At 70.4% G+C, this 11,667-nt stretch carries 12 protein-coding genes; all 12 read left to right on the forward strand.

The genetic code is table 11. The features are described 5' to 3' along the window. Window positions 1-143 precede the first annotated feature (143 nt). Entirely contained in the window at window positions 144-461 is a 318-nt protein-coding gene (locus tag G3M57_RS05235) for a PepSY domain-containing protein (protein WP_163229218.1), read from the forward strand. 36 nt (window positions 462-497) lie between these two features. Then, on the forward strand, window positions 498-1,175 hold the full coding sequence (locus G3M57_RS05240) for a response regulator transcription factor (RefSeq protein ID WP_163229221.1): 678 nt from the start codon (window positions 498-500) through the stop codon (window positions 1,173-1,175). A gap of 151 nt (window positions 1,176-1,326) precedes the next feature. After that, window positions 1,327-2,709: an ATP-binding protein gene (locus tag G3M57_RS05245; protein WP_056753255.1), complete on the forward strand. Its 1,383-nt coding sequence runs from the start codon at window positions 1,327-1,329 to the stop codon at window positions 2,707-2,709. Between the two features lie 207 nt (window positions 2,710-2,916). Next, on the forward strand, window positions 2,917-4,257 hold the full coding sequence (locus tag G3M57_RS05250; protein ID WP_163229223.1) for a hypothetical protein: 1,341 nt from the start codon (window positions 2,917-2,919) through the stop codon (window positions 4,255-4,257). Between the two features lie 238 nt (window positions 4,258-4,495). Then, window positions 4,496-5,623, forward strand: coding sequence for a c-type cytochrome biogenesis protein CcmI (gene ccmI, locus G3M57_RS05255; protein WP_163229225.1), 1,128 nt, complete (start codon window positions 4,496-4,498; stop codon window positions 5,621-5,623). Then, entirely contained in the window at window positions 5,620-6,108 is a 489-nt protein-coding gene (gene ccmE, locus G3M57_RS05260; protein WP_163229227.1) for a cytochrome c maturation protein CcmE, read from the forward strand. The genes ccmI and ccmE overlap by 4 nt, the downstream gene beginning before the upstream one ends. Then, on the forward strand, window positions 6,108-8,084 hold the full coding sequence (locus G3M57_RS05265; RefSeq protein ID WP_163229229.1) for a heme lyase CcmF/NrfE family subunit: 1,977 nt from the start codon (window positions 6,108-6,110) through the stop codon (window positions 8,082-8,084). Before ccmE ends, G3M57_RS05265 begins: the two co-directional genes overlap by 1 nt. After that, the gene (locus G3M57_RS05270) at window positions 8,081-8,545 is read left to right on the forward strand and encodes a cytochrome c-type biogenesis protein (RefSeq protein ID WP_082564496.1); all 465 of its coding nucleotides are present in this window, start codon (window positions 8,081-8,083) and stop codon (window positions 8,543-8,545) included. Before G3M57_RS05265 ends, G3M57_RS05270 begins: the two co-directional genes overlap by 4 nt. Before the next feature lie 145 nt (window positions 8,546-8,690). Continuing rightward, window positions 8,691-10,268 (forward strand): trypsin-like peptidase domain-containing protein, encoded by a 1,578-nt coding sequence (locus G3M57_RS05275; RefSeq protein ID WP_163229231.1) that lies wholly within the window; start codon window positions 8,691-8,693, stop codon window positions 10,266-10,268. 138 nt (window positions 10,269-10,406) lie between these two features. Continuing rightward, window positions 10,407-11,078, forward strand: coding sequence for a response regulator transcription factor (locus G3M57_RS05280; protein ID WP_056753238.1), 672 nt, complete (start codon window positions 10,407-10,409; stop codon window positions 11,076-11,078). Between the two features lie 33 nt (window positions 11,079-11,111). Beyond that, window positions 11,112-11,342: a hypothetical protein gene (locus tag G3M57_RS05285; protein ID WP_056753236.1), complete on the forward strand. Its 231-nt coding sequence runs from the start codon at window positions 11,112-11,114 to the stop codon at window positions 11,340-11,342. 35 nt (window positions 11,343-11,377) lie between these two features. Further along, the gene (locus tag G3M57_RS05290; RefSeq protein ID WP_163229233.1) at window positions 11,378-11,665 is read left to right on the forward strand and encodes a type II toxin-antitoxin system RelE/ParE family toxin; all 288 of its coding nucleotides are present in this window, start codon (window positions 11,378-11,380) and stop codon (window positions 11,663-11,665) included. Window positions 11,666-11,667 lie beyond the last annotated feature (2 nt).

Consider the following 11,667-nt stretch of genomic DNA (forward strand, 5'->3'; position numbering starts at 1 on the left):
GTCGGTCTCCAGGCCTGGCGGCAAGAGCGAGCGAAGGGCGGCCGCCCGACCTTTGTTCGTCGAATCCGTGACAGAACGACGTTGCCCGTCCATAACGGCCGTGTTCAGCCTCTATTCAGCCGCGACGCTCTACACCGGAGCCCATGAAGCCGATCCATTTCCTCTTCGCCGCCGCCCTGGCCGCCACCGCCCTCCCCGGCGCGGCGTCCGCGCAGCGCGGCCCGGACTCGCTGGGCGCCGACTGGCGCGCCCGGCAGGACCAGGCGCGCGGGGGCGTGCAGTCGGGACGTCTGGTGCCGCTCAGCCGGGTGATCGAGCAGATCGGCCGCCGCACGCCGGGCCGGGTGCTGGACGCCGGCCTGGAAGGCCCCAACTACAGGGTCCGCTGGGCCACGACCGACGGTCGCCGCATCGACTTCATCGTCGACGCCCAGACCGGCCAGATCCTCAGCGCCAACTAAGTTTCCTATCCAGCGTCACGAGACAGAGACTCCTCCATGCGCATCCTGCTTGTCGAAGACGACCCCGACCTGTCGCGCCAGCTGAAGCTGGCCCTGGGCGACGCGGGCTACGCCGTCGACCATGCCGCCGACGGCGAGGAGGCCCAATTCCTGGGCGAGACCGAGCCCTACGACGCCGTGGTGCTGGACCTGGGCCTGCCCAAGGTGGACGGCGTGTCGGTGCTGGAGCGCTGGCGGCGGGGCAATGTCGCCACGCCGGTGCTGATCCTGACCGCGCGCGGTTCGTGGAACGAGAAGGTCGCGGGCTTCGACGCCGGCGCCGATGACTACCTGACCAAGCCGTTCCACACCGAGGAACTGCTGGCCCGCCTGCGCGCCCTGCTGCGCCGCTCGTCCGGCCACGCCTCGCCGACCCTGTCGTGCGGCGGCCTGCGCCTGGACCCGCGCGCCGCCCGGGCCAGCGTCAACGGCGAGCCCCTGCGCCTGACCTCGCTGGAATACCGCCTGCTGCACTACATGATGATGCACCAGGGCCGGGTGATCGGCCGCACCGAGCTGGTCGAGCACCTGTACGACCAGGACTTCGACCGCGACTCCAACACCATCGAGGTGTTCATCGGCCGGCTGCGCAAGAAGCTGGGCAGCGACCGGATCGAGACCGTGCGCGGCCTGGGCTACCGCCTGACGCCGCTGGAAGGCGAGACGACGGACTAGGATCGCCGGTTGACGCCGAGGGCGCGCCCTCGTCCTTCGACAGGCTCAGGATGAGGGCGACTGTGAGCGGCGTGCCAGTGGAAAACCTCATCCTGAGCTTGTCGAAGGACGAGGTTTTCGGACCCGCTGTCTTGGCTGAGGGCTTCTGACCATGTGGGACCTCAGCAAGCGTTCGCTGGTCCGGCGGCTGGTGCTGCTGGCGGCGGCGTGGAACCTGGTGGTGCTGGTGCTGGCGGGCGTGTTCCTGACCGCCCAGTTCCGCGACGCGGCCATCCGCCGGTTCGACCAGTCGCTGGCCGTGCTGACCGACGACCTCTATGCCGGCTCCACCGTCGACGACGGGGTGCTGAAAGCCCCGGTCCTGACCGACATCCGCGCCACCCGGGCCTATTCCGGCCGCTATTGGACGATCTTCGACCAGCCGGCCGGCGGCGGCGGGCTGAACGTGGTCGAGCGTTCGCGGTCGCTGTTCGACAGCGACCTGGTGATCCCGGTCGAGCAGTCCGAACGGCTGATGTCCGAGCCCGGCAAGACCCTCTATTTCGACCTCAAGGGCCCGCAGAACCGGCCATTGCGCGCCGCCGCCCTGCTGGCCCGGCTGCCCGGCTATCCGCGGCCGGTGGTGTTCATCGCCGCCGAGGACCGCTCGCCGATCGACGCCGACGCCGACCGCTTCGGGCGTATCACGACCCTGGCCCTGGTCATCCTGGGCGTGGGCCTGATCGCCGCGGTCGTGGTGCAGGTGCGGGTCGGCCTGGTGCCGCTGTTCCGCCTGCGCCGCGAGGTGGCCTCGGTCCGCCGCGGCAAGGCCGAGAAGCTGGACGGCGACTATCCCGAGGAGCTGGCGCCGCTGGCGGTCGAGCTGAACGCCCTGCTGTCGCACAACCAGGAGGTGGTCGAGCGCCAGCGCACCCACGTCGGCAACCTGGCCCACGCCCTGAAGACCCCGCTGTCGGTGATGCTGACCGAAGCCGGCCAGCGGCCGGGCGCCCTGGCCGAGGTCGTCGAGCGCCAGGCCCAGACCATGCGCGAACAGGTCGATCACCACCTGCGCCGGGCCCGCGCCGCCGCCCGCTCCCAGACCTCGGGCGAGCGTACGCCGGTCGAGCCGATCATGGACGAACTGGCCGTGACCCTGGAGCGGATCTTCCAGGACAAGGGCGTGCAGATCGACTGGCGGTGCCCCGACGACCTGTGCTTCCAGGGCGAGCGCCAGGACTTCATGGAGCTGGCCGGCAACGTGATGGAAAACGCCGGCAAGTGGTGCAAGGGCAAGGTGCGGGCCGAGGCCGTGGCCAGTTCGCCCGAGCAGATGACCCTGACCGTCGACGACGACGGTCCCGGCCTGCCGCCCGACCGCTGGACCGACGCCCTCAAGCGCGGGCAGCGGATGGACGAGCATACCCCCGGCTCGGGCCTGGGCCTGTCGATCGTCGACGAACTGGCCCGCGCCTATGGCGGCTCGGTCACTCTGGGCGCCTCGCCCCTGGGCGGCCTGCGCGTGACCCTGGTGCTGCCGAGGTCGGAGGGGTAGGGCGGCGCTTGCCCCCTCCCCGGTTCACGGGGGAGGAGAGCCAGGCGTTCCTCCGCTCAACCCCACATTTCGCGCATGCCGCGCCGGCCGCCCAGCGACCTTTCGACGCTGCCGTTCGCGCTGCGAAAACTTATGGTTTCGGAAAGTCTTAACCTCGTTGGCGACATGGTTGACGCGGCCCGGAGCGGGCTCGTCCTGTGGGGGGTTATGGCAGCGATCGCCGCCAACAAGTTGCTGATGGTTCGGAAGCTGGTGGAAACCGCGCCCGACGCCGCGCTGCGCAGCCTCGAGCTCGCCCTGGCCGGCCCCGCCGGCGGGCAGGGCGCGCTGGCGACCGTGCGCGGCCTGGTCGAGGACGAGGTCACCGCCCGCTATGTCCGCAACAGCGTGCTGGCCCCGATCGTCCCGCTGTGCGTCGCGCGCGACGCCGGGCAGACGGCGTTCCCGCCTCGCGCCCTGACCCTGCTGTGGGCCGCCCTGAGGCAGCAGGCGCCCAAGAAGGTCGAGGAGGCCGCGGCGCGGTGCAATCCGTGGGACCTGGAACAGGGGCCGCCGGACGTCTTCGACGAACTGTGCAAGGTCGCCTCCCGCGGCCTGCGCGCCCAGACCGAGGCCGGCTTCAAGGCGCTGGACGCCCTCTGCGACGTTGACGCCCTGGCCTCGTGCCTGGAGCTGTCGACCATCGTGCGCGGCGCCCTGCCCAAGCTGCAGGAGTGGGTCAGCAAGATGAGCGAGGAGCGCGCCTCCTCGGCCCGACTGGCCTACAAGGACGCCTGCGCCATCCGCCCCGACGCCGGGCCGCTGCTGTTCGAGATGCTGGCCGCCCACCTGCCGGACGACTTCCGCATCCTGCGGGTGATCTCGGCGGTCATGGACCGGCCGGGCGACAAGTTCTGGGCCTCGTCGGAGGTCGGCGCGTTCGGCGAGCGGGTGCTGGCCGACATCGAAAAGAACATCGACTTCATCAACGCCTTCGACCCGGCCAAGGGCGAGGCCGAGGGCCGCAAGGCCGCCCACGCCGCCCAAAGGGTCGCTCAGCAGATCACCGAACTGGAGCAGTCGGTGAACATGGCCAAGGAAGGCCCCTGGGGCCGGCGCCTGGTCAAGTACAAACAGGCCATCGCCCAGGCGGTCGAGGCGCGGATGAACGCGGCCGAGAAGGAGCTGCTGGCGGCCCTGCCGCTGCGGCCGATCTCGATCCTGGGCGGCAAGAAGGGCAAGGGCGTGCCGCAATTGACGGCCGAGCCCGACGAGACCCAGGTCCGGCGGCTGACCGCGGTGCTGGTGTTTATCGCCGAGATCCGCGGCTGCGCCCTGCAGAGCGGCTACGGCTCCAGCCGCGCCAAGGTGCTGGAGAAGCTGAACGGCCGCCTGGACCAGTACATCGAAGACATCCTGCACATCGTGCGGACCGGCGACGGCGGCGACCAGGGCCTGGCGCGGCTCTATGTCGACCTGGCCGCCGGCTACATCGCCTATAGCCGCGACGAAAAGACCGCCGAGATCGTCCGCCGCCGCGCGGCCGCGGCGATGGCGGCGGCGGCTTAGGGCCGGCTTTCAACGTCCCATCCATCTATCCCCAAACCCCGCTCATCCCGGCGAATGCCGGGACCCAGATGGAATGGCGGTGTGTCGGACGCCAAGAACTCAGCGGTCGTCCCATCAGACTCTCCGCCATGGGATCTGGGTCCCGGCATTCGCCGGGATGAGCGGAGCAGGGGGAAGGCTCCCCTTAAGCGCTTTTTTCGCTAACGGCGCCGCCGTGTTCCCGGCTAACACGCGCGACATGATCGCTTTCTGGATCGCTGCGGCGGGTTTGTCGGCCGTCGTCGCCGCCCTGGTGCTGCGCGGCGCCGCGCGGGCGTCCGCGGCCGCGGGCGCGGGCGGCGACGACGCCAGCCTGGCCGTGCACCGGCGGCAGCTGTCCGAGATCGACGACCTGGCCGCGCGAGGCCTGCTGGCCGACGCCGAGCTGAAGGGCGCGCGGGCCGAGGCCGGGCGCCGCCTGATCGCCGCCGCCGACCGCCAGGCGCCGTGGCCGCCCGCCAATCCCAAGCTGCGGCCGCTGGTGCTGGCCCTGGCCGCCGCCGCCCCCGTGCTGGCCATCGGGATCTACGGCCTGGTCGGCGGGCTGGGCATGGCCGACCAGCCGTTCCTCAAGCGCGTGGCCGAATGGCGCAGGACCGACCTCACCCAGCTCGAGCCGCAGAAAGTGGCCGCGGTGCTGGAGCAGATCGCCATCCAGCGCCCCACCGACCCCGAACCGCTGAAGAACCTGGCCCTGGTTCGGATGATGGCCGGCGACGCCACCGGCGCGTCCCAGGCCCTGCGCCGGGCCGTGATCCTGGCCCCCGCCCGCGCCGACCTGTGGGCCGGGCTGGGCGAGACCTTCGTGGCCGACGGTCAGGGCGAGATCGGGACCGACGCCCGCAAGGCCTTCGCCGAGGCGCTGAAGCGCGACCCCAAGAACGTCAGCGCCCGCTACCATCTGGGCCTGGCCCGCATCGCCGACGGCGACGTCCGGGGCGGGCTGGCCGACTGGAAGGCGCTGCTGGCCGACCTGCCGCCCGACGATCCGCGCCGCATGGGCTTTGGCCACCAGATCGCCCAGGTCCAGGCCGACGGCGGCCTGCGGCCCAGCGCCGCCCCCGCCGGCCAGCCGGCAGAGGGCGGCGACAATGTCCAGGACATGATCCAGGGCATGGTCGCCGGCCTGGCCGCCCGGCTGGAGGCCAATCCCGGCGATCCCGACGGCTGGGTCAAGCTGGTGCGCGCCTATGCCGTGCTGGGCGACGCCGCCCGCCGCGACGCCGCCCTGGCCAAGGCCCAGGCGCGCTACAAGGACCAGCCCAAGGTGCTGGCCGCCCTGCGCCAAGCGGCGCAAACTCCGTCTCAAAAGACCTCCAGGCCATGAGCTTCCTGCCCAAATCGCGCAAGGCGCGCCGCCGCCTGACGGTCCTGGCCGTCGCCGCCCCGGTGGTGGCCCTGGCTGTGGGCCTGGCCCTGTGGGGCATGCGCGACGCCATCTCGCTGTTCTACACCCCGGCCCAGGCCGCCGCCGCCCACGTGCCGGCCGGCCGCAAGGTGCAGCTGGGCGGGCTGGTCAAGGCCGGCAGCGTGGTCAAACATCCGGACGGCCTGGTCGAGTTCGTGGTCGCCGACCAGCGCTCCACCGCCCTGGTCCGCTACAAGGGCGACCTGCCGGACCTGTTCCGCGAGGGCCAGGGCGTCGTCGCGTCAGGGGCGTTCGACGGGTCCGGGACCTTCGTCGCCAAGCAGGTGCTGGCCAAGCACGACGAGCGCTACATGCCGCGCGAGGTCTCCAAGGCCCTGAAGGAACAGGGCGAGTGGCGCGGCGACGGCGCCAAGCCGGCTTACGGGGCGGGGAAGCCCAACTGATGATCACCGAATTCGGCGCCTACGCCCTGGTCCTGGCCCTGGTCCTGTCGGCCCTGCAGCTGATCCTGTCGGCGATCGGCGGGGCGCGGCGCTCGTCCATGCTGGCCGGCGCCGGGCGCGGGGCGGCGCTTGGGGCCTTCCTCTGCACGGCCCTGGCCTTCCTGGCCCTGGTCCACGCCTTCGTCGTGTCGGACTTCTCGGTGGCCAATGTCGCGGCCAACTCCCACACCGCCAAGCCGATGCTCTACAAGGTGGCCGGCGCCTGGGGCAGCCACGAGGGCTCGATGCTGCTGTGGTGCCTGGTGCTGACCGGCTACGGCGCGGCCGTGGCCAGCTTCGGCGAGGCCCTGCCGCCGCGCCTGCGGGCCTATGCGGTGGCGACCCAGGGCGCGCTGGGCGTGCTGTTCCTGGCCTACACCGTCTTCGCCTCCAACCCGATGGCCCGGCTGCTGGACGTTCCCGTCGAGGGCGCGTCGCTGAACCCGCTGCTGCAGGACCCGGCCCTGGCCTTCCACCCGCCGTTCCTCTACTGCGGCTATGTCGGCTTTTCGGTGGTGTTCTCGTTCTCGATGGCGGCCCTGATCGAGGGCCGGGTCGACGCGGCCTGGGCGCGCTGGGTGCGGCCCTGGACCTTGGCGGCCTGGAGCTTCCTGACCGTCGGCATCACCCTGGGCGCCTTCTGGGCCTATTACGAACTCGGCTGGGGCGGCTGGTGGTTCTGGGACCCGGTCGAGAACGCCAGCTTCATGCCCTGGCTGATCGGCTCGGCCCTGCTGCACTCGGCCGTGGTGCTGGAAAAGCGCGGGGCCCTGCCGGGCTGGACGGTGTTCCTGGGGCTGGCGGCCTTCACCTTCTCCATGCTGGGCGCGTTCCTGGTGCGCTCGGGCGTGCTGACCAGCGTCCACGCCTTCGCCGTCGACCCGACGCGCGGCGTTTTGCTGCTGACCATCATGGGCATCGCGGCCGGCGCAGGCTTTGCGCTGTTCGCCCTGCGCGCGCCCAGCCTGAACAGCGGCGGTCTGTTCGCCCCGGTCAGCCGCGAGAGCGCCATCGTCCTGAACAACATCATCCTGTCGACGGCCACGGCCGTGGTGCTGGTCGGCACCCTGTTCCCGCTGATCCGCGAGGCGACCGACGGCGAGGCGGTGTCGGTCGGGGCGCCGTTCTTCAACATGACGTTTGTTCCCCTGATGGTGCTGGCCATGGCGGTCCTGCCGGCCGGCCCGCTGCTGGCCTGGAAGCGCGGCGACGCGCGGCTGGTGGTCCGCCGCCTGTGGCTGGCCCTGGCGCTGGCCGCGATCCTGGGCCTGGTCGCCTTCGCCGTGGTCGCCCCGCGCAGCGCCCTGGCCAGCGCCGGCCTCGTGGTCGGCTTCTGGCTGATCGGCGGCGCGCTGCTGGAGCTGGCCGAGCGGGTGAAGGCCTTCCGCGCGCCCTGGGCCGAGGTCCGCCGCCGCCTGACCGGCCTGCCGCGCGGCGCCTGGGGCACGACCCTGGCCCATGCGGGGCTGGGGATCTTCGTGCTGGGCGCGAGTTTCGAGACCACCTGGCGGGTCGAGGCGGCCCAGGCCCTCAGCGTCGGCGGGCAGCTGAAGCTGGGCGCCTACGAGCTGGTCCTGACCGAGGTCGGCACGGGGGAGGGCGAGAACTACATCGCCGAGCGCGGGATCGTGAAGATCACCAAGGCCGGCGCGCCAGTCTGCGAGGCCAGGCCCGAGCGCCGCTTCTATCCCACCGGCAAGCAGACCACTTCGGAGGTGGCGATCTGTCCCAAGGTGCTGGACGACCTCTATGTGGTGCTGGGCGAGCGCCGCGCGGGCCCGGGCGGCCAGCCGGCGTGGCTGGTGCGGGCCTTCGTCAATCCGTGGGTGCGGCTGATCTTCCTGGGCCCGCTGGTCATGGCGATCGGCGGCGTGGTGTCGCTGTCGGATCGTCGCCTGCGGTTCGGCGTGGCGCGGAAGGCGGAGACGGCGGCGTGAGGCGGCTCCTGATCGCGTTGGCCGCCATCGCCTGCATGGCCGGCGCCGCCGCCGACCCGGCCGAGCGCCTGCCCGACCCGACCCAGGAGGCCCGGGCCCGCACGCTGTTCCGCGAGGTGCGTTGCCTGGTCTGCCAGAACGAGTCCATCGACGACTCCGAGGCGGCCCTGGCCGGCGACCTGCGCCAGGTCGTACGCGACCAAGTGAAGCAGGGACGCAGCGACAAGCAGATCCGCGCGTTCCTGGTCGAGCGCTATGGCGAGTTCGTGCTGCTCAAGCCGCCGTTCTCGGCCGGCAACGCCTTGCTCTGGGCCACGCCGGCGATCGCGCTGATCCTGGGCGGCGTCCTGATGGCGCTGCTGCTGCGCCGACGGACCGCCTCGGCGGCGGACGGTGAAGATTCGCCCGCGCTTTCCGAGGTGGAGGAGGCGCGTCTTCAGGTGTTGTTGAAGGACGAATGACACGATTGCGCCGCGAAGACGCCGCAAGACCATCTTGAGCGTGGACGCATGATCTCATCGAAGACCATTGCGCCTTTCGCCAGCGCAACTAGGTTCTCAAGCCAAGGACCCGGCGCCGCGCGCCGTGGGTGAGGAAAGACGTAAGATGGCTGCTAGGAAGTCTGGTTTCTTTGTCGGTGCGGTGGCCGGGGCGGGCGTGGCCTGCGCGGCGCTGGTCGGCGTGGGTATGCGCATGGGTCCCGCGGGCGCCGCCGAGCCGGCGCAGGTGATCCGCACCTCGGGTGCGCCGATGGCCGCTGGCGCGCCGATGTTCGCGCCGCCGCCCGGCGCGCCGATGTCGTTCGCAGACATCTTCGAACAGGTCTCGCCTGCGGTGGTGCAGATCGACGTGACCTCCAAGGCCGCCGCCGCGCCGAAGCTGCGCATTCCCGGCCTGGAAGGTTTCGACATCGTGCCCAAGGGCCAGAAGGGCGAGGACGGCGAGGAGGCCCCGGGCCCCAAGCAGCAGTCCTCGGGCTCGGGCTTCTTCATCTCGGCCGATGGCTACCTGGTGACCAACAATCACGTGGTGGCCGACGCCGACGACGACGGCATCAATGTCGTGCTCAAGGACGGCCGCGAGCTGAAGGCCACGATCGTCGGTCGCGACGAGGGCACCGACCTGGCGGTCCTCAAGGTGGTCGACCCGAAGGCCAAGGGCGCGGCGTTCCCGTTCGTCAACTTCGAGAACCAGGCCAAGCCGCGGGTCGGCGACTGGGTGATCACCATCGGCAACCCGTTCGGCCTGGGCGGCACCGCCACGGCCGGGATCATCTCGGCCTATAACCGCGACCTGGGCGACAGCTCGTCGAACTTCGTCGACTACATTCAGATCGACGCGCCGATCAACCGGGGCAACTCGGGCGGTCCGTCGTTCGACATCTACGGCCGGGTGATCGGGGTCAACACCGCGATCTTCTCGCCGACCGGCGGCTCGGTGGGCATCGGCTTCGCCATCCCCGCCGACGTGGCCGAGGCCACCGCCAAGCAACTGATCAACGGCGGCAAGGTGGTGCGCGGCTATATCGGCGCCCAGATCCAGCCCTTCACCAAGGAAATGGCCGACGCCCAGGGCCTGGGCGACGTCAAGGGCGCGATCGTCGCCGACCTGGTGCCCGGCGGTCCGGCCCAGAAGGGCGGCCTGCTGCCCGAGGACGTGATCACCGCCGTCAACGGCGTGGAGATCAAGAGCGGCACGGAACTGACGCGCGAGGTGGCCAAGGGCCGTCCGGGCGACACCCTGAAGCTGTCTGTCCTGCGGGGCGGCAAGCCGCGGACGATCGAGATCAAGTCGGGCGTGCGTCCCACCGAGAAGGAGCTGTCGCTCAACGACGACGACAGCGACGAGGGCGGCGCCGACGCGCCGGCCAAGCCGCAGGTCCAGAAGTCGGAAGCCCTGGGCATGACCCTGGTCCCGATCGACGAGTCGGCCCGCCGCACCTACAGCATCGACCCGGCCGTCAGGGGCGTGCTGATCGACGGCGTGAAGGCCAATTCCGACGCTGGCGAAAAAGGCCTGCGCAAGGGCGACGTCCTGACCAGCGTCAACGGCGAGCCGGTCGCGTCGGCCGCCCAGGTGTCGTCGGCGGTCGACGCGGCCAAGAAGCTGCAGCGCCCCAGCGTCAACCTGCGGATCATCCGCGCCGGTCGTCCCACGATCGTGCCGCTGAAGATCGCGCCTTAGGCCGACGATCACGGAGGCCCTCGCAAGGGGGCTTTCGCCAGAGCGCGGATCGCGCCACCATGGGTGGACGTGACGACAACACGACTGGGGCGTCATCGATTCGTACGATGACGCCCTTTCCTGCTTTGGGGGCTGGTGATGCGTATCCTGATCATCGAGGACGATCTCGAGGCGGCCGGGGCGATGAGCCACGGCCTGACCGAGGCGGGCTACCAGTGCGTCCACGCCCCCGACGGCGAGGCTGGCCTGACCGAGGCGGGCAAGGGCAAGTTCGACGTGATGATCGTCGATCGGATGATGCCCAAGAAGAACGGCGTCGAGGTGGTCGAGACCCTTCGCCGCGAGGGCGACCAGACGCCCGTGCTGTTCCTGTCGGCCCTGGGCGAGATCAACGACCGCGTCACCGGCCTGCGCGCCGGGGCCGACGACTATCTGGTCAAACCCTACGCCTTCGCCGAGCTGATGGCCCGGGTCGACGCCCTGTCGCGCCGCCGCGAGACGGGGGCGGTCGCGACCACCCTCAAGGTGGGCGAGCTTGAGATGAACCTGATCAACCGCACGGTCCATCGCCAGGGCAAGGAGATCGATCTCCAGCCCCGCGAGTTCCAGCTGCTGGAGTTCATGATGCGCCACGCCGGCCAGTCGGTGACCCGCACCATGCTGCTGGAAAAGGTGTGGGAGTACCACTTCGATCCGCAGACCAACGTCATCGACGTGCACATCTCCCGCCTGCGCTCGAAGATCGACAAGGGCTTCGACCGGGCCATGCTGCAGACTGTGCGCGGGGCGGGCTACCGGCTCGATCCGTAGGCGGCGTTCCGAGGCTGTGTTAGGCTAGGGACCATGAACAAGCCGGCGAAACCCGAGGCGGACGACTTCGACGATCTGTCGGACCTGTATGGTCCGCTGCCGACGGAAGCCGAGATGGACGCCTGGATCGAGCGCAATCGCGACGAGATCAACGCGTCACTTGAGCAAGCTCGCCAAGAGCTTGCCGAGGGCAAGGCCACGCCTTGGAGCATGGACGAGATCATGGCCGAGGTGCGTGAAGAGCTGCGCAAGGAAGGCCGTTAGCGTCACGAATGCCGGGGCCGACAATCGAGCGCAGCTTGAACGCACGTCGCGACGTGAAGCAGTTGGCTTTATGGATCGCACGAGAAAGCGGCGACACTCGTGCAACAGCCGTCACCGACCGACTGGAGATCGCTTTCGAACGTCTGGCGCGTCGATCCCAACTGGGCCGGATTCGGTTTGATTTCGCGGGAAATCCCAGATCCTTTTCAATTACGCCGTGGGGCATCGTGTATGAGGTTCTGGAAGACGGAAGCGGCATCCATCTTCTCCGCGTCCTCGACAGCCGCCGAGACATCGCCGCCCTGATGGGCAAGAAGAGCTAGCC

The sequence above is a fragment of the Caulobacter rhizosphaerae genome, assembly GCF_010977555.1.
In the GTDB taxonomy this organism is placed as follows: domain Bacteria; phylum Pseudomonadota; class Alphaproteobacteria; order Caulobacterales; family Caulobacteraceae; genus Caulobacter; species Caulobacter rhizosphaerae.